Below are 18,922 nucleotides of genomic sequence, written 5' to 3'. Positions count from 1 at the left end.
CAAGGAAAAATATCTTATTTTTTTCGTCTTTTTAACAATACTCTCTGGATCCTTTTGTGTTTATCGTCTGTTAGCGGAAATAGAAAAAGAAAGATAAGTGACCCGACGATAAAAAAGAACCCCACTCCCGGACCGAATATCATCGCTAAGGAAAATCCTACTTCCTCGGATTGAGTGGGTAGATTTGCATCAAATCCGATTATATCCAATAAAAATCCGGAAAGTGCAATTCCAAATGCTTGGGAAAACTTAACCCCCATTTTCCAGAAGCCAAAATACAACCCTTCTCTTTTCCGGTTGGTTTTCAATTCATCATAATCCACAACATCTGTTAGTATGGAATCCATAATCAGAATGGAACCGGCGAAGATTCCTCCCAAAAAAGCGACTAGCAGAGGAGGTCTTATCTCTCCGTAAGGAAACAAGGGATAGGCGATGACTGTTAATAAACCCAGTAAAAATACTCCAGAAAAGGCAGGAATTTTCTTTCCAAACTTTTTTGCCATCCAAACCCAGAACGGAATGGAACACATAAGAACCATAAAGAAAGGCAACATGATATTAAGGATCACGTCCGATTCTTTCAATCCCAGTCTGTATTGATAATAATAAAGTGCAATCGCAGTGTTGAATGTTCTGCCGATTCCGGCTACTATGAAGGCAACGAGTAAAACCAAAAACACTTTATTTTTGAATACGGAATAAAGCGATACGAAAAAGGAAGATTGGTTTTCTTCTTTAGCGACAGTATTATCTTTTCCTTTTGTAACTAAGAAAGCCAGTACGGATGTGAATACGATAACTCCGGAAACAATTTCACCTGCTCCGATTCTGGAGGACATGATGTTTTCTTTTGATGTTTCATCACCTAGTGATTGTAATATGGCGGCGGGGACAATCATACCGACAAGCATCCCGATATTGCTGAAGAAAAGTCTCCATCCGAAAATAGAAGTTCTTTCGTTTCTTTCAAAGCTTAGTTCTCCTCCAAGAGCTATATGAGGAACGGAGATGATCGTCATCGCGGTATTTACCAATAAATAGGTAGTAAGTAGATATAAAAATTTCCCTAATTGGGAAGTGATTTCCGGTGGTGAGAATAGAATCAGAATCGAAAGGGAAAGGAAAATTCCTCCGAAAAGAATATAAGGTCTTCTTCTTCCCATTCTCGACTCGGTTCGGTCGGATATATTTCCCATCAAAGGGTCGCTCACCGCATCCCAGATCACCGATATGGCAAGTGCGATCCCGGCGAGGCTGGGAATGAGCCCGATTGTTTCAGTATAGTATTTTAGAAGATAGATTTGAGTAAATAACTGAACAGCTGTTATGCCTACTTCCGCGGAGGCGTAACCAAGCTTGGTTTTAATGTTAAGGGAATGAATTGCCATTTGGTGTATCTATTGGACTGACAAGAAGGGGTAAAAGAAGGTTATTTTAAGTAACCTGCGAGGATCGTCAGGTCTTCCTTCGGGTATTGCAAAAGCTCCAGATTTTTGAGGATTTCCAAAGCTTGGGAACGTTCTCCCGTTTTGAGATAGAGATGGAATAAATGAACCAAGTAGTTTGTTTTTTTCGGAGACCGGATTCTGATTTTTTCCGCGAGTTCAATCGCGCGGGGAAGCTGGTTCGTTTTTTTAAATAGTTTGGATGCAAAGTAAAGAAAATCATCATCTTCAGGATGGGAAATCAGATAAATTTCCATATGTTCCATCGCTTTTTTGAAGTTGCCGATTTGATAGTATAACTTCGATAAGTCTTTTTGAAGTCGTTCGTTTGCATTCGGTTCCGACTCAATCAAACCCAAAAGAACCTCGATGGATTCGGAAAAGTTACCTTTGGAATAAAGTTTTTTCGCCTTTTTGAATCCCAGTTTTGCTTCCGAAGAGATCGGATTTTTTTTTTGAGCTTCGTGCGAGTAGCCTATGCGGATGAGAGAAAGATCATCGATTATTTCTCCTTTGCTCAATATGATTTCTATCATTTGATTTAGATCCGCTTTTCCTTCTTCAATGATTCTTAAAATAAAATCTTCGTCTAAATTGACTTCCCAATCTTTTCCATCGGGGCCACCTGCGGTGAGGATATCATCTTTTCCGTCCGAACCGGCGATGACCACATCACCATTTAACAATTGAAAGGTTTTGACTTGCGAAAAAGTTTCCGCTCCCAATGTTCCCAATTTTTGATAGGACACTTCCGATTTTATAAAAGAAGCTTTTCCGTCTCTGTACAAAACCGGCCAGGGATGTTCCGCATTGATAAAGTAAAGTAGACCTGTCTCTTCTTCAATAAGTCCCATAACAAGGGAGATGAGCATGGTTCCGTCGAATGCTTCGAAAATGCGATGCATTTCCTGGAATGAATTTCGAATCCATAAGTCGGGGGAAATCGTCTGGAATGAAGAATTGTTTTTTGTTCTTTGGACAATGGATTGAAACACAGCTCCGAACACAAGTGCTCCTCCCGCACCTTGCATGGATTTGCCCATTGCGTCCGCGTTTACAAATAACAGGTATTTTTTGTTTTGAAGATATATGGAATGAGAAACGTTTAAATCTCCCCCGATCTCATATTCTTTTTCTTTGAATTCGAAATTCTTTTTTTGTTTGAGTAAAAAATCCACATGAATCAAATCGCTTTTTATTTCTTTGATCGTAAGAGGATTGAGAAGCAGGTAAGTTAAAAAATAATCTCCGTCCTGTTGGTATTTCAATTTTCGCACTTCCTGGAGGGTGGAGTTGAGTTCTTCCGTTCTTGCGGTAACTTTTTCCTCCAACCCTTCGTTTAGAATTTTGATTTCTTCGTACATTCCTTTTAGTTTTTGTATGATATTGTTTAAATAGAATGCCTGTTGTCCGAAATCATCTCCCGATGTGGGAGTTACTACTACGCTGAAGTTTCCTTTGGCAAGTTCAGCCAAAGATTTGCTGGTTTCGGATATTCCTTGTTTGACGGTCATGGCAACTATATAAGAACATACGATAAGAGGAACGATGAATATACAGGAAACAATGACGATGGGAATCAACGGCTCTTCCACCATTGTTTCTCCCTTTACGATGGAATAAAGCAGATAGGATAAAACGGATACGGGAAGAGCAGCTAAACTGAAAAAAGCCAAAACGATTCGTTTGAAATAATCGAATTTGGGGATCTCGTTCGGTTTGATTTCTATATTGCGGATTTGAGGTAAGTCGAATAACGGTCGTAAGCTGTTCTCCGTGATAAAGTAATATGTTACAAAAGAGATGGGAGGGATCATCGCGATCGTAAATATGCCGGAACGGACTACGGAAGGAGTGTATTCCACCAGGTAAGTGTATAAGGTGACGATCGGTATGACTCCGGCAAACCAGCGAAATACAATGAACCCCGCTTCAATCAAAGGATATTTGAATATATATAATTTTACTTTTTTTGCGTAATCCTGATCTTGAAATGTATATTGTATATTGGATGAATCATCGGGGACTTTGATCTTTTCTATCTTACGGAAAAGACGCCGGATCATAAAGTAACGCCAGAACGTACCTAAAATTCCGATTCCGGTTGCAAAGAAGAGGCATAAGGCGACAAAGATCATCCATTTTTCAGTTTCCATCTTTTGGGTGATGATGGCATAATAAACAGCAAATGGAACAGGAACTGTATGTGTGAAAGTTTCTAGTTTTAAGGTGAGTTCCCAGAATAGTTTTTTTGAATTCACGGATTCCACCTGAAAAAGCAACTGTTCGTTATTTTTTCCCTTGTGTTTAGATTATGCAATCATAAAGAAACTTTGTAAATTAGAAAACCGGAATCCGGCTCAATCTGCATAATGAAAATTCTTGATAAAACTGACAACTCCCGAAGTAGGTAAAGGAACACTGAAATAATAGCCCTGTCCCAGATGAACTCCCGATTCACGTAGTAGATTTCTTGTTTCTTTGTTTTCAATTCCTTCAGCTACAACTTCCATCTTCAATTGATTTGCCAGATGCACTGTTGAATCAATGATCTTGCTGGTATTTGCATTCTTTAATACATCAAATACAAAACTTTTATCGATTTTCAATTCTGTGAAAGGTGCTTTGCTCAGTTGATCCAGAGAAGAAAATCCTGTTCCGAAATCATCAATGGAAAGTCCGATCCCTTTCATGCATATCCTTGTTAGTATTTCCAAAGCCTTCGGATGATCTTCGATTTTTCCGGTTTCAATCAGTTCGAGAATGATTTGGTTTGGGTCCAGGGAATATTTTTGAATCAGATGGACGATATCTTCCGGCATGGAAGTATCCACCAAATCATAAACAGAGATATTGATGGAGACTCTTTTTTTGATTCCTAATTTTGCCAAAATCCCGAAGAAAGAACATGCTTCCTGGATCAGATATTTCGTAAGATCACCTAACATATTGAAATTGGAAACCAAGGGGAGGAATTGGTCCGGAAAAATAATTCCATGTGCAGGATGGATCCATCGAACCAATGCTTCAAAACCGCTGATTTCTTTTATTTGTAGATTGATTTGGGGCTGGTAGTATAAAACGACTTCTTTGTTTTTAATTCCTGTTAGAATTTCCTCTTTGGAGAAATGAAATTCTTTTTTTTCCAATTGTTTCGGTTTCTTTTTTTGATTTTTTCCTTGTTCAATTGTTTTTAAAATGGTATCGATAGAAAAGGGTTTGGTTAAACTACCGATTACATTCAGTCCGTAAGCCTTTGCCACACGTTCCGCGCTTTTAAGAACGGACTGACTGTGTCCACTGATCAAAATAATCGATGCTTCCGATTGTGCTTCTCCCAAATATCTGAGAATTTCCACTCCGTCCATATCGGGCATAAACAAATCGAGCAAGATCAAATCAATCTCCGCAGAATAGTTTTCAAAAAACGAAGTAGACTTTATCAATTGGATGATTTCCTGGAAATTCAGTTCCTTCAGAACATCGGATAAAAACTCATTCATATCCGGTTCATCATCTAAAATCAATGCCTTGTTAAAGTTCATGCTTTCGTCCTAATACTTTTTGAATGGTTTCTTCCAGTTCTTTTGCTTTGTAAGGTTTACTTAAAAAATGAAATTCGGTTAAATCGTTATATTCTCTTTTTCTTAAATCTCCGGGAAAGCCGGAAGTAAGAATGATTTTCATATTAGGATAATCTTTTTTTACAATCTCTGCGAGGGCGAGTCCGTCGATCTCACCCGGCATCATTATATCGCTGATCAACAAATCAAAACTTTCTTTTTGTAATAATTTCAAAGCATCATCGGCGGATAATACTGCTGTAACGGCAAATCCCAAATCACTCAAAAGGCTTTCCGCAATATCGATGATTCCTTCTTCATCATCTACAAGTAACACATGTTCGGAGTATTTTTCGCCGGAAGAGTTGCTCGATTTTTCTTCAGCTGCCGGATTTTCCTTTTTCGGGCTTTCTTCCATTATGGGAAAATATAATTTAAAACTAGTGCCTACATCCACTTCACTATATACCTTGATATGGCCGTTGAAATGTTTTACGAAAGTATAAATCATCGATAACCCGAGTCCTGTTCCCTGTCCTACTGCCTTGGTTGTAAAAAACGGTTCATAGATTTTTTCCAATACATTCGGAGGAATTCCTTTGCCTGTATCTATTACCGATATTTCGGCGTAATTTTCCTGGAGGTCGGGTGAGTTTTGCAGTTCGGGCAAAATATTCTTTTGCACTTGATCGATCGTTATGATCAATCGGCCCGTATTTTCCATGGCGTCTCTGGCATTGATTGCCAAATTCAAAATGGTATTTTCCATATCGTTCTTATCAAGGAAAAGATAGAGAGGTTTATTATAGAAGTTGAATTGAATTTGAATGTGTTTTCCTATAACTCTTTCGAGAATTTCATGCATGTTGGAAATCACTTGGTTGATTTCAACCAGAGTCGGAACAACCGGTTGTTTTCGTGCGAAGGCCAAAAGTTTTTGGGTAAGTTGAGAGCCTCTCTCTACCGCTTTAAGAGCGCTGCCGATTTGTTTTGTGAATTGTTCTCCTTTGTCTATGATTTTTCTTTGAATTAGTTCCAAATTTCCACTAACAATTGCTAGTATGTTGTTGAAGTCATGTGCGATACCTCCGGCGATTTGACCGAGCGCTTCCAGTTTCTGTGATTGTTTGAGTTGTTCCTCTACCTTGATTTTATTGGAAATATCCCGTATGGTACCTGTGAAATATTTTTCACCGGAAAACTCCCATTCGGTGACGGAAAGCTCGGCGGGAAAATTTTCTCCGTTTTTTCTTCTTCCGATGATTTGTCTTCCGTAACCGATGATCTTTTTGATTCCCGTGGTGTGATATCTTTTCAGATATTGATCGTGTTGGGAATGATCCGGTTCCGGCATTAGAATTTTTACATTTTGGCCTACGAGCTCTGACTCCGTGTAACCGAAGGTTTTTTCCGTAGCCAAGTTGCATTTTTGAATGATTCCATTCTGATCTATGATCAGAAGTGCGTCTATGATGGTTGCCAAAATGGTTTTGAGCCGGATTTCATTTTTGATCAGAGAGGCTTCGTGTCTTTTGCGTTCCGATATATCCTGACGGGTTCCATGCATGAATAAAGGCTCTTTGTCTTCAGACCATTTCGTAACCTTGGCTCTGTCCAAAACCCAAATCGTATGACCAAACTTATGTTTCATTCTGAACTCGGCTTCATAATAGGGACTTTCACCTTTGAGATGGTGCCCCATAATTTCATTGATTCGGTTCAGATCGTCTTTCAATGTGAACTTAGTCAATGTATTCAGGTTGGTTTCTCCCAATTCGGCAAGTTTGTAACCTAACATGTTTGCCCAACGTTCGTCTAAAAATACTTCTCCCGTCGGAATATTCCATTCCCAAATTCCTACGTTCGTTCCTTCCAGAATGTCGGTTAACCTTTGTTTTTCGATCTTCAGATCTTCTTCCAGTTTTCTTCTTTCTGAAACATCGATGCCTGTAATCAGAATGTATGTTTCTCCTTTGTAAGGAAAAATCTCTGCCGAACTGAGAACGGTTTTTGTTTCCCCGCTTTTGTTTTTAATATTGATCTCGAAATTTTTTAACTTTTTGTCTTTTTCCAGAATTTCGAGCAATTGGGCTCTTGATTCCAATTCCAAGATGCCCAAATCTACGGAATTGCGACCTATCGTTTCTTCCAGGCTATATCCGAAAATTTCCGTCCATGCCAGGTTTGCCTCGACGATGATTCCTGATTTTTGTTCGGATAAGATCATAAAAGAAGGATTGGAAAAGAATGTTTTTTTGAATTTCTCTTCGCTTTCGATAAACTTCTGTTCGGCTTTCTTGATGGCCGATAAATCCTGAACTACTTTTACTATATAATCAATGTTTCCGTTTTGATTGTAGATGGCGGAAAGATGCGCTATGACCCAGACGTAAGTTCCTCCTTTTTTCAATAATCTTTTTTCAACAGAATATTTATCTATTGTTCCATTGAGTAATTCGGAGAAATGGGGACTATTCGAATTGCGATCTTCGGGATGAGTTACATCGTCCAAAGTTAGATTTTCCAGTTCCTCTTTGGAATACCCTAAAAGTTCCTGAAATTGTTGGTTATATCGTAACCATTTTCCGTTGGGATAAAAATGTGCGATGCCTGCGGCTGCATGTTCGAATGTGGATCTGAATAGATTTTCGGTAACTATTTTTAAATCAGGGTCATTTGATTTTGCTTCTACAACATCATGTCCGATCTGCAAAACCCCTGCATACATTCCATCTTCGTTTTTCCACGCGGAAAATTCCCATTCCGTCCATTCGTTGACTTCGGGATCATTGGAATGTTTTCTACATTGAAAACGAATCAGTTTGGAAGTTGAGGCGCATTCTTCCAATGCGGTTAAATACACGGATCTATCATCAGGATGAATGAAGTTCAATGCTGAGTGGTAAAGAAGAGCAGCGTGCGTTTTTGCAAATCTATACTTAAACCAATCGTTTGTGTATAAATATTCTCCCGAAAGATTCGTGAGTACATAATAATACACTTCTGAGTTTGTCATCCATTCCGGAAATATATTAGTAAAATTCATTGTTTGCAAATTACCATTATAAAAGTAAAAATTGAAAACCGTTTCAAAATGAAATGGAACGTAGGAATGAAAGCTTAGAGTTTGATTATCAGATAATAGTTTTTTTAAAAATAAAGCAAAAATATTACACCTATCTGTTAATTATACGGCGTACAATCAGTACTGTTTGATTTTTGTTCTATGGTCTTAGAGAGAGTCTAGGGAAATCCCCAGGAATCCTTGATGCTTAATTGTGTAAGGACTGTGTCATAAAGTAGGCATTTTGCTGATGTAATTTATAATTTATTTAAGGAGAGATCCCTCGCCAGGGATTGCAGCAAAGAGCCCGGTTGTGATGTCGTTGCATCCTATTCGTCTAACACCTCCGAGGTAATCATTAGGCAAAAAGGCGAACTTATAGAAAAAATTTTTACAAAAGTCTGAATCGGGATCGCGGAATTTGCTGATTTATGTTAGGTGGAAAACGGCAAGCCCACGAGCCACACCCCCCAACCCTAAACAGGGCGGGGGATTTTAAGATTCAATGCAATATTATGTCTCTTCCTTCTATTGGTGCCCAGACCTGGGCGGGGAAACTAGATTCGCGCGTGGTTCAAGGCAGGAGAGCTGGGAACATCGAACACAACGTCTAATTGTCTTCCGAGTCCCAACCGATGGAATAGATGGCACCTGTAGCAAGTGCAAATAGAGTTTGGTATCCTACCCATACCCAAATGAGAGCCGTTGGTGCGACTGATACTAGGTTGGAAAGAAATAAGCCGAGTCCCACGTAAGCGGTCAAACTAAAGAGCAGTCCGAATAAGAGTCCACCCACAAGTCCTTTGGGTAGATTTTCTTTGGCATAACCGTACATAATTCCCAAAAACAAAGTTTGGAGTAGGTCGCCTGCAATCGGTCCAACCCAATAAACATCTGCTATCGGAACGAAAATCCCTTTTAAGGAAGGGTCAAAATAGAATTTGGAAAAAAATAACATGCGTAAGGGGATCGCAATTGCTTCCCAGAACGCGAAGGCCAAAAGGAACCGGACTAGAATCCGGTTCCATGTATCTGTGTTGGCAGATTTCATTTTATCTTCCTACGATGAACACCATATTGGTAGTTGCAGAACCACCGATGTTCAACATAAGACCGTTTTTAGCACCTTTCACTTGGTATTCGCCAGCATTTCCAGTCACTTGTTTGTGAAGGTCTAGCATCATACGAACTCCCGAAGCTCCTACCGGATGGCCCACACCAATGAGTCCACCGGATGGGTTGATCGGTTTTTTACCACCGAAGTCGATTGTGCCTTCTTCGATTGCGATGTGTTCTTTGCCCGGATCGGAGATTCCGAAAGCGGAGATCGCAGCGTATTCGGAAGAAGTGAAACAGTCATGAGTTTCAAAGACATCAATGTCTTTTACGTCCATACCCGCTCTCTTATAAGCGTCTTTTACTGTTTGGCGTGTCCAAGGAAGGATGTATTTGTCACCCACGGACTCATCTTTTTTTGCTTCGAATGTAATCGGTGCTACACGGTGTCCCCAACCTTTTACGCGAGGGATGTCACCTAGGCTTTTGCCGTGTTTTTTAGCATAAGCCTTAGCATAATCTTTGGATGCAAGCACGGTTACCGCAGCACCGTCCGTTACTTGAGAACAGTCAGTGATACAAAGTCTTCCACCCACAGCCATATTGTTATCACCACCGCGAGCAAGTGCATGTTCTTTGTTCATGAACCAGGAACGGGTTTGTGATTTAGGGTTACGTTTTGCGTTTGCATAATTGATTCTGGATATCTCTGCAAGAGCATCCATAAATCTTTCTTCTTTTAGGCCGTATCTTTCTAAGATAACGTCTGCTAGTTTTCCGAAAAGTTTAGGGAAAGGAAATTGAACTCCCTTTGCTTCTTTTTCGTAATATGCTGCAGTTCCTAGGAAGTCTCCTCCAACCGAAGAAGAAACCGTTTTCATCACTTCGATTCCTAGAACGATCGCAAGATCGTAATCATCTGTGCGAATGTGAGAGATCGCTGCATCCAACGCAACGGATCCGGAAGCGCAAGCTGCTTCATAACGAGCACCGGGAACTCCGTAAAAAGCAGGGTTCACTTCCGTTAAGAAAGCACCCAAATGACCTTGGTTTGTGTATTGTTCCGCATCAAAGTTTCCTACGAATACCGCTACGCGGTTTTCTTTGTTGAGTCTTTTGATTTCGGAATATTCAATTCCTGTTTTCTCCAAAGAGTCTTCGATGATTTCTCTCATCATGGATACGAAGGTTTTTCCTTCTTTGGACCAGTTTCTTTGGAAGTCGGTTTGTTCTCCGCCGAGTACGAATACTTTATTATCACCCATAGTAATCTCCTGCCTTAACCTTTGAAAAGAGAGCGAGCATCGAGTTTGTCGCCTAACTCATAGAATTTTTTGCCTGATTTTGCATCCGAAAGGATTTTCGGAACCGGCAATTTGGATGTTTCTAACATTTTGATGGTTTCTTTCGGTCCACCGAGGAAATCTACTAGTGCGGAAGCAGGAACCCAGTTGAATCCGAATCCCATCGCACCGTCTGTCATTTCTTTAGTTTCCACTACTTCTCCGACTAGGGAAAGAGAATAGCTAATATAACGACCGATAAAGTAACGAGCGATGTCTGCTTCGAAACCGTTTGCGGTTTTTACAATTTCCATAGCACCTTTGTAATCGGACTCTTTGATCTTTAGACGTGCTTGTTTGATAAAAGGGATATCGAATTTCGGATAAGGATCGTAAGCACCGGTTTTGATGTTATAAACGAATTTTTCACGTTTTCCATCAGCGTGTTTTACTACTTTGGTGAGTCCGCTTCCGGATTTCATACCTAACTTTCCTTCGTCGATCAACTTTTGGAAGTAACCCGGAAGTTTGAAAGTTTCGTGTGCTTCGTCTTTTGTGTTGTCGTAAATATTATCAACGATCGCTTTGTGAACGTCTAAGCCGACAAAATCAGCAGTAGCAAGAGGAGACATCGCACGACCGGTATAACCGGAAATGATTTCGTCAAGTAATGCAATTCCACCTTTGTCTGCATATTTTTCCGCGAAGTGAGCCACTTCGTTCATCAATTGAAAACCGATTCTGTTTCCTGCGAAGGCAGGAGTGTCGTTTGTATAAACTACGGCGCGGCCCAGAACTTTGTCCAAATACTCACCGAGTGCTTTGGTTACTTTTTTATCGTTACCCGCATGAGTGACTAACTCACAAAGGATCATTTTATAAGGAGGGTTGAAAAAGTGGGTTCCGTAATAGTGCTTCTGACCGTCTTCATCATAAGCTTTTGCCAATCTTCCGATGGAAAGACCGGAGGATACGGTTGAAACAATGGTTCCCGGACGTCTTGCTTTCGCAATACGGGCATTAATCGGTTCCTTGACTTCGTAACTTTCGGCAACAAGTTCAAATACCCAATCGGATTCTGCGACTGCTTTTTCCAAGTCGGCATCATACGAACCAGGGATCATTCTGCCCCGTATTGTATCTGTTTTTACAGAACTAACTGCGGCTTCGATACCTTGTTTTGCTTTTTCTACGTCTCTTGCGAGCATATGGACTTTAGCACCACCGAAAGCGGCGATAACGCCCGCACTCCCAGAGCCCATAGCTCCGTTGGCACCTAAAATCGTGACGGTTTTGATTTCTCTCATGAAGTTGGATTCCGAATATAATTTTACTTACCTTTGTACAAAAGGAAACCCCTAGGAAAATCGTTTTTTTTGTCAGAAATGTTACAAGCGGGTGGGGAATTTATGCGTCTAAGAGGGTTTAAAAGATCACAATGTGACATAATGTCCGAGGAGTGGGGAATGGGAGTGGAGTTATTTGTAAGAGGTACCACATCTTAGGAGCGTGGGCGGCTCGAACATTTCCAAAGACCCGGATTTTTTCCTTCAACGACCCGGCTCTTCGCTTCAATCAAACGAGACAGGTTTCGTTTGATTTCCGCTTCGATCCCTGCCGCGGGTTGATCATCGCAAAGATATAAATTCATCTCTTCCTGGTCCGTGAAGCGTTTTACGGATGCAAACCCCTTTTCCGCTTCATCGTAACGGAGAGAAAGATAATGTAACCATTGCTTGATTCTCCCTAAGCGGCTTTGTGCGTTCATATTGCCCGCCAGGCTGATCCAATACTGATAAAGGATTTCTTTCATCTCTTTCCAGGCAAATGATTCGTTTCGTTCTCCCCGAATTTCCAAGGCCAGGGTAGGATTCGCAATCATACCTCGACCGATCATAAGATCGGTACAACCGGAAATCTCCCGGCAGCGAGCCGCATCTTCCTTCGTCCAAATCTCACCGTTTGCCACCACGGATACCCGGACTTCCTCTTTTATTTTAGCAATCCATTCCCAATATGCAGGGGGTTTGTAACCGTCGATTTTCGTTCTTGCATGCACTACGATTTCTTCTGCGCCGCCGCTTTCCAGAGCTTTTGCACAATCAATCGCCTGTTCGGTGGAGTCGAATCCCAAGCGCATTTTTGCAGTGACAGGAATCGTTGATGGAACTGCCTTTCTAGTCGCATAGACGATTTTGTATAAAACATCCGGTTCTTTCAGTAATACTGCTCCCCCTCGGTTGCGATTGACCGTAGGAGCGGGACAACCGAAATTGATATCGATCCCATAAGCACCAAGGCTCGCTACTTTCGCTGCATTTTCCGCCATACAAACCGGGTCCGAACCCAAAAGTTGGACTTTTACGGGAACGCCCGCTTTCGTTCTGCAATTATGATTCAATTCGGGAACGTATCTATAAAATCTCTGTGAGGGAAGAAGCGTATCATTCACTCGAATGAATTCACTGACACATTGATTGATCCCGCCGATTTTTGTGATGATATCACGCAAACGGAAATCGAGAAGCCCTTCCATCGGAGCAAGTAAGATACGCCCGATCATGATTTATCTTTTGGCTTTTTGCTGTAAAAATTCGGTAAATTCAATTTGTCCCATAATGAATGTTAGATTGTATCTGCTTTCGTATAACAAAAAGGCGCTTGCTAGAAACAAAAAAACTCCACCGAACAAAGCAACTATTATGGGAATCCAGGAATATTCCTTGGAGACGGCAAGCGTAATCGCAAGGCTTAGACTCGAAATCACGAATAAGGAAGTAGCAGTGTATAAGAAAGCCATCGAACGTTGGATGAGAACCGCCCGTTTTCTTTGTATGGACAATTGATTTTTTAAATAAGATATTCTTTCTTCAGGAAATTCGAATTTACCTTCCAGTATTTTTTCTACTTCCGCTTTGAGGAGATTGACTCTGTCGAAAATCCGCCCTAACCGATTGGCGGTGGAAAAAATGAGACTGGCACTGGCGGAGACAAGCACGGCGGGCGTGATCATTCCCGAAAGAATTTCTAAACTGGAAAAAGATTCGAACATAAGGTTAAATTTGCGGTCTTAGCCGCTTTCACAAACAAAAAATGATGACTAGGCAAAAAGGTGAACTTTTTGGGAAAATTTTTACGAAAAGTCGAATTGCAACGGACAAAATCCTGATTTTGTGTTAGGCGGTGATGAGCAGCCCACGAGCCACTCCCCCCAATCCCTATGAAGGGTGGGGGCCACTGATTCACAAGCATTAGAATTATGTCTCTTCCTTTACTTCCCTCTTTAACAAAACCAAAACCATCGATGGCATCACCAAGACAGAAATGGCGATCGCAATCGGACCCAGCCCCCATTGTAAAAAAGGAGATAGGATTCCGGTGATTCCTCCGGAAAGAACTGTCACAGCCAAAATCATAAATGCGGAACCGCGGGCATCATTGTCCCTTGCGGCAATTAAGGCATTGACAAATCCCGCTCCACCGCGCAACCCAAGCCCGATATTGATCGGGATAAAATAACATACCAAGTAAATTGGGTCGTCTAACCGAAAAAGTGCGCCAAAAAGAAACAATACCGAAGAAAGGGAAGCAAATACAGTGCCGATCAGAATGACTTTTTCCGGACCGAATTTCCTTACGAAATAGGATGAGATTTGTGCGAACGTAAAGAACATCGCTACCGAGATGATTTGCAATAGAATGAAACTTTCAATCACTCCTTTTTTATATGTTACGATCAAGTTCGGTGCGGAAAATACAAACACCAATAATCCACCCAAAACACCTGCATGACTGAGAGCGTATCTTAAAAAATTAAAATTTGTAAATAGACTTTTATAGCTTCTGTTCGGATTATCAGCTAACTTTGATTTATCTCTCATCGGATCTTTTGTTTGGGATACGAATAAAAACACACTTACAATCAGAGAAAGGATCGCAGTCAGTTGAAATCCCGATTTCCAACCGAACTTTGCCGCCAAATACGCACCCAGGAGAGGCGCAAATGCGGGGACCATGGATTCTATACTTCCCATAATACTGATGGCGCGCATTGCACCGTGAGAAGAAAAAAGCCCGCGGATGAGACCTGGCGCGAGCACTGCGGCTCCACTGGAACTGAGACCTTGCAAAAAACGGTAAACGATCAATTCGTAAATATGAACGGAGAAAATACAAGCCAGAGAAAACGCCGCAAAACAAAGTAAAGATGCGGAAAATAAACGAATCGGGTCAAACCTGTCCGCAAGAAAACTAAATACCAAAAGTCCTACGCTCGTTCCCAAAACATAAAACGCGATGATCCATTGCGCCTCGGCAGGAGAACTTCCCGGAAACACTTTGCTAAAGTCGGGAATGGAAGGGAGGATGAGGTCTATCCCGGATAAACCGAGAACTGTTCCCAAATTGATCAAAACTAAAATCCGGAGAGAGGGCCCGGAAAGAAAATGATTCATGGATACAAAGATTTGATCGGAGTTCTGTTTGGCGATTCCTCTTTCTTACCAAGAACCTTCTTTACAGAAGCCGAATGTGTTTTTTTACTGAATCCATTCTTTCCCGGCTACTTGAATGGAACCACTTAAATATATTTATTCCGAAACATTGATTGCCCAGTTGACAAACGCTTTGGCAAAGGCTCATCCCAAGTTGGAAAAAGACCGATTTCAAAAATCCGTTTTTGCATCCCCTTGGAAGGATCTGGAATTGAAAGAGAGAATGTCCCGTATTTCAGATACGATCATAGAATTTTTACCAAAGGATTTGGATCTTCTTTTTCCTATTTTAAAAAATACTATCGATCATCTCAGACAGAACGGAGTGGCGGATTTTAACTTCGCCTATATGTTCTTTCCTGAAATTGTTCAGAAAGCAGGGCTCTCCGAATTTTCAAGAAGCATGAAAGCATTGGAGTTTATCACCGTATTTTCCAGTGCAGAATACGCCATTCGTATTTTTTATCTCCATCATCACAAAGATACAAATAAACAAATGTTAGTCTGGTCGAAACATAAAAACCCCGGAGTGAGAAGGCTTGCCAGCGAAGGAAGCAGACCTCTCCTTCCTTGGGGATTGGGAGTGCCCGACTTAAAAAAAAATCCGGGACAGAGTCTTTCCATACTTGAAAATCTTTGGGATGATGAAGACGAAGTAGTAAGGAGAAGTGTTGCCAATCATCTGAATGATATTTCCAAATTGGATCCGGATATGACTTGGAATTTTTGCAAAAATAAATTCGGAAAGTCGAAAGAGTTGGACAAAAGTCTGAAACACGCAGTTCGTACTCTTTTGAAAAGAGGCCACAAACAATCATTAACTCATTTTTCCTATGATACGGAATGGTCTCCTACCAAAGTATCTCTTAGTTTGGAAAAAGATTCCGTTCGTATCGGTGAAAAGCTAGAGTTTCATATCGGCTTTGATTATAAGGAAAAGAAAACAAGAAAGATCCGAATGGAGTATTTGATTGAATTTGTTCTGGCAAATGGTAAAACCGGCAGAAAGATTTTCCAATTGGGAGAAAAAAACTTGAACCTGGGAGACAAACTTGCGTTAACCAAAAAACATAATTTCGCCTTGATCACCACAAGGACTTATTATCCCGGAAAACACAAATTGATTCTTGTGATCAACGGCAAAGAAGTTAAAGAGATAACCTTTCTTTTGACAAAAGGTAAAAAATGATTTCAAATTATAAGTTTTTCTTTCTATGTATTTTTTTCTTTTCCCAATGTTCCGTTTATTATTTGGAAGAAAAAAAGAATCTGAAACCGAATCACTCGGCGATCGATAAGGAAATCAGTTACGAATTGATCGGTTGGGAAACGAACGAAAACCGTGAGCTAGCTTCTTTATTACTGAAGGCATTCCATACATCAGGCAAATTCAAAAAAATATCCTCTTATGTGAAATCGGACTTAGATATGAGAGTTCAAATCATTTTGGAATCCTCTCCCCGTTTCCAAATTTTATTCGGAGAAAGTCCCGAGCCGGTTTCTTGGATGGTGGAGAGAAAGTTAGGGAGCTTTTCTTTGTATATTTTGAATCGTGTTGCTGCAATGCAAAGTCTCTTTATTATCCCCGTATTTGTTAAAAATGACGATACGATTCTGTTTCGTATTTGGAAAAAGAACAGATTGATCGGGGAATACGTTTATCCTGCGCATTCCCTATATGTAATCGGATGGGTATCCTTATTCTTAAGATGGTCGGATGACCGTGAAACTTTGGATAAACATTATTCCGATATAGTGCATCAATTCATTGAAGATACAAGAGAGGTGTATTAGAATGTACTTTCGAATCGCTTTCTTCATTATAAGTATTTTGTTCCTCGGTTGTGCAGGGTTTTCCAATCCGGTTCGTCAGGCGACCCCGCCAGATTCTTCATTTCCTCCTACTCCCGTTCGCTTGCATTTTACCGGATTCGGTTTTTACGAAAAAGAAAAACTCAAATTGCGTGAGACGATTCTACAATCAGGTTATACGGAAGATCCGAACGCCGATTCGCTTTTGGAAGTAAAATTGGAAGAAATAGAACATTATTATGAAAACATCAATCTGCATCGATTGAATTTTGTATTGAGTTTGGTCAGTGTTTCTTTGATTCCTTATCGAATTGATACGGATCATAAGATTACATATCGTTACGCAAAAGAGAAAGTCATAAAAGAATCCGAATACCAATTGCATTTGAGCCAATACAGAGGGATTTTGATATTATTTCTATCTCCTTTCTATTGGCCTTCAAGAGCTTTTTATCAAAATATAGAAGAAACCTGGAAACAGGAGTCTACGAACAAATGACCTATCCGAAATTGTTACATTTTATTTTATATGCCTTCCTGGCGGTTTCGCTCTGTTTCGGATGCGGATTCATTCGAAAACAGAAAAAATTAAAAGATTCCGATACCTCGGCTCATGAACTGGAAATGAACGGAATGGTTCGAAGTTTTTATGTTCATGCGGGTAACAATCAAAAAGAGGCTGAGTCCAGACCAGCTAACAGCCGTCCACTTTTGATTGTATTGCACGGACGCCTTGGTTCCGGTTTGCAGGTGATGGAGCAGTCTCGGTTCAATGGATTGGCGGATAGGGAATCCTTTGTAGTAGTGTATCCGAACGGATATAGCAGGAGCTGGGCGGACGGAAGAGGCAAAACTCCTGCCGATAAGGAAAAAATAGATGATGTTTCTTTTTTGGAAGAAATGATTTCATACGTGAAGGACAGATATAATATAGATAGTTCCAAAGTATTCATCGTTGGTCATTCTAACGGTGGTTTTATGGTTCAGAGGATGGCCGCGGAAAAACCGCATTTGTTCAAGGCGGCAGTGAGTATTGCCGCTCAATTGAGTAAAGAAGTTGTAAAAAAATGGACGCCAAAATCCGATTTATCGGTCGCTTTTATGTCCGGGACGGAGGATCCTACGGTTCCGTATTATGGCGGTTACGTGAGAGATGGGGGTGAAATTTTGAGCGTTGAAGATTCCTTTGACAGGTGGAAAACTTGGAACGGATGTTCCGGCAGGGCGACGATCACAAAAAAGGATGAAAAACCTGATGAAACTAGCCTGGAGATTTTCTCCTATACTGAATGCAAAAATAATACAATCGTCCGACTTTATAAGGTAATAGGGGGAGGGCATTCCTGGCCAGGAAGAAAGTCAAGTATCCCTATCATTTTTCGCGGAAAACTTACGGAAGAACTGGATGCAACCGAAGAAGCTTGGAATTTTTTTAAAGGTTTATAAGTGAATCCTGATAAGAATCATAATATAGCAATTGTTACCGGAGCTTCCCGTGGAATCGGACTTGCCATTTCAAAAAAACTGATCTCTCTCGGGTATTCGGTGAGAGGTGTTTGTAAAAATCCGGATCGCTGCGAATTTTCCCATCCTGATTTTGTTTTGGATCGTCTCAATTTGAACGACACCAAACAAATCGAAGGTTGGCTGAAAGATTTCTCCGGAAAAGAGAGAGTTCGCATTTTGGTTCATAACGCAGGGGTAGGGTATTTCGCCCCTTTTGAAGAGTTGTCTTGGGAGCAGATTACGGAGATGATAGCGCTCCATTTAACGGCACCTATGTTGATTTCGAATTATTTTTTGAGAACTTTGAAGACAAACGAGGGACGTATTTTTTTTATCGGATCCGTTTCAGGTACCAAAGTTTCTCCCTGGGGAAGTGTTTACGGTTCCACAAAGGCGGGACTCATCCATTTCGGAAGAGAATTGTTTCAGGAACTTCGCAAATCGGGTGTTAAGGTAACGAATCTGATTCCGGATCTTACAAACACCGGTTTTTTCGATCGTCTGTCTTTTACAACGGATGAAGACACCCGTTCTTATATTTTACCGGAATGCATTGCAGATGCGGTAGAAACTGTGCTTTCCCAACGGGAAGGGACCGTTTTATCGGAATTGATCATTCAGCCGGAACGATTCAAGATCAAAAAGAAAGAAAAAGGAAAAGATTGAGATAAGTTGCGGATAGGAAGGATAGGGAAAC

The 18,922-nt window shown here is 40.8% G+C and carries 15 protein-coding genes; 5 read left to right on the top strand and 10 right to left on the bottom strand.

Translation table 11 applies throughout. The features are described 5' to 3' along the window. Positions 1–14: 14 nt before the first annotated feature. From DI077_RS15025 to DI077_RS14980, 10 genes are all read right to left on the bottom strand, one after another. On the bottom strand, positions 15–1,391 hold the full coding sequence (locus tag DI077_RS15025) for an MFS transporter (protein ID WP_109021040.1): 1,377 nt from the start codon (positions 1,389–1,391) through the stop codon (positions 15–17). 41 nt (positions 1,392–1,432) lie between these two features. Beyond that, complete coding sequence (locus DI077_RS15020; RefSeq protein ID WP_109021204.1) at positions 1,433–3,709, bottom strand: SpoIIE family protein phosphatase; 2,277 nt, start codon at positions 3,707–3,709, stop codon at positions 1,433–1,435. Positions 3,710–3,808: 99 nt separating this feature from the next. Then, positions 3,809–4,993, bottom strand: coding sequence for an EAL domain-containing response regulator (locus tag DI077_RS15015; RefSeq protein WP_109021041.1), 1,185 nt, complete (start codon positions 4,991–4,993; stop codon positions 3,809–3,811). Beyond that, the gene (locus DI077_RS15010; RefSeq protein ID WP_109021042.1) at positions 4,983–8,057 is read right to left on the bottom strand and encodes a PAS domain S-box protein; all 3,075 of its coding nucleotides are present in this window, start codon (positions 8,055–8,057) and stop codon (positions 4,983–4,985) included. The genes DI077_RS15015 and DI077_RS15010 overlap by 11 nt, the downstream gene beginning before the upstream one ends. Before the next feature lie 628 nt (positions 8,058–8,685). Next, positions 8,686–9,126 (bottom strand): hypothetical protein, encoded by a 441-nt coding sequence (locus DI077_RS15005; RefSeq protein WP_109021044.1) that lies wholly within the window; start codon positions 9,124–9,126, stop codon positions 8,686–8,688. A 1-nt stretch (position 9,127) separates the two neighbouring features. Beyond that, the gene (locus DI077_RS15000) at positions 9,128–10,396 is read right to left on the bottom strand and encodes an acetyl-CoA acetyltransferase (RefSeq protein ID WP_109021045.1); all 1,269 of its coding nucleotides are present in this window, start codon (positions 10,394–10,396) and stop codon (positions 9,128–9,130) included. Between the two features lie 14 nt (positions 10,397–10,410). Continuing rightward, entirely contained in the window at positions 10,411–11,721 is a 1,311-nt protein-coding gene (locus DI077_RS14995; RefSeq protein ID WP_109021046.1) for a 3-hydroxyacyl-CoA dehydrogenase family protein, read from the bottom strand. Between the two features lie 194 nt (positions 11,722–11,915). Beyond that, on the bottom strand, positions 11,916–12,977 hold the full coding sequence (locus DI077_RS14990) for a tRNA dihydrouridine synthase (protein ID WP_242935231.1): 1,062 nt from the start codon (positions 12,975–12,977) through the stop codon (positions 11,916–11,918). Between the two features lie 3 nt (positions 12,978–12,980). Continuing rightward, positions 12,981–13,466 (bottom strand): DUF2721 domain-containing protein, encoded by a 486-nt coding sequence (locus DI077_RS14985; RefSeq protein ID WP_109021047.1) that lies wholly within the window; start codon positions 13,464–13,466, stop codon positions 12,981–12,983. A 205-nt stretch (positions 13,467–13,671) separates the two neighbouring features. Next, positions 13,672–14,868: an MFS transporter gene (locus DI077_RS14980; RefSeq protein ID WP_109021048.1), complete on the bottom strand. Its 1,197-nt coding sequence runs from the start codon at positions 14,866–14,868 to the stop codon at positions 13,672–13,674. 115 nt (positions 14,869–14,983) lie between these two features. Here DI077_RS14980 and DI077_RS14975 point away from each other — a divergent pair, with 115 nt between their 5' ends. The 5 genes from DI077_RS14975 to DI077_RS14955 are packed head-to-tail and all read left to right on the top strand — an operon-like array spanning position 14,984 to position 18,891. Beyond that, a complete protein-coding gene (locus DI077_RS14975; protein WP_109021049.1) occupies positions 14,984–16,096 on the top strand; it encodes a DNA alkylation repair protein in 1,113 nt (370 codons plus the stop codon). Continuing rightward, positions 16,093–16,701, top strand: coding sequence for a hypothetical protein (locus DI077_RS14970; protein WP_109021050.1), 609 nt, complete (start codon positions 16,093–16,095; stop codon positions 16,699–16,701). The genes DI077_RS14975 and DI077_RS14970 overlap by 4 nt, the downstream gene beginning before the upstream one ends. Before the next feature lies 1 nt (position 16,702). After that, positions 16,703–17,218 (top strand): hypothetical protein, encoded by a 516-nt coding sequence (locus tag DI077_RS14965; RefSeq protein ID WP_109021051.1) that lies wholly within the window; start codon positions 16,703–16,705, stop codon positions 17,216–17,218. Then, a complete protein-coding gene (locus DI077_RS14960; protein WP_109021052.1) occupies positions 17,215–18,165 on the top strand; it encodes a CE1 family esterase in 951 nt (316 codons plus the stop codon). The genes DI077_RS14965 and DI077_RS14960 overlap by 4 nt, the downstream gene beginning before the upstream one ends. After that, positions 18,166–18,891 (top strand): SDR family oxidoreductase, encoded by a 726-nt coding sequence (locus tag DI077_RS14955; protein WP_242935230.1) that lies wholly within the window; start codon positions 18,166–18,168, stop codon positions 18,889–18,891. It abuts the gene before it with no gap. Positions 18,892–18,922: the final 31 nt, after the last annotated feature.

It is taken from the genome of Leptospira kobayashii, from assembly GCF_003114835.2.
Classification (GTDB): Bacteria; Spirochaetota; Leptospiria; order Leptospirales; family Leptospiraceae; genus Leptospira_A; species Leptospira_A kobayashii.
Note: the sequence above shows the minus strand (reverse complement) of the source record. Positions and strands in the feature narration are given on the sequence as shown.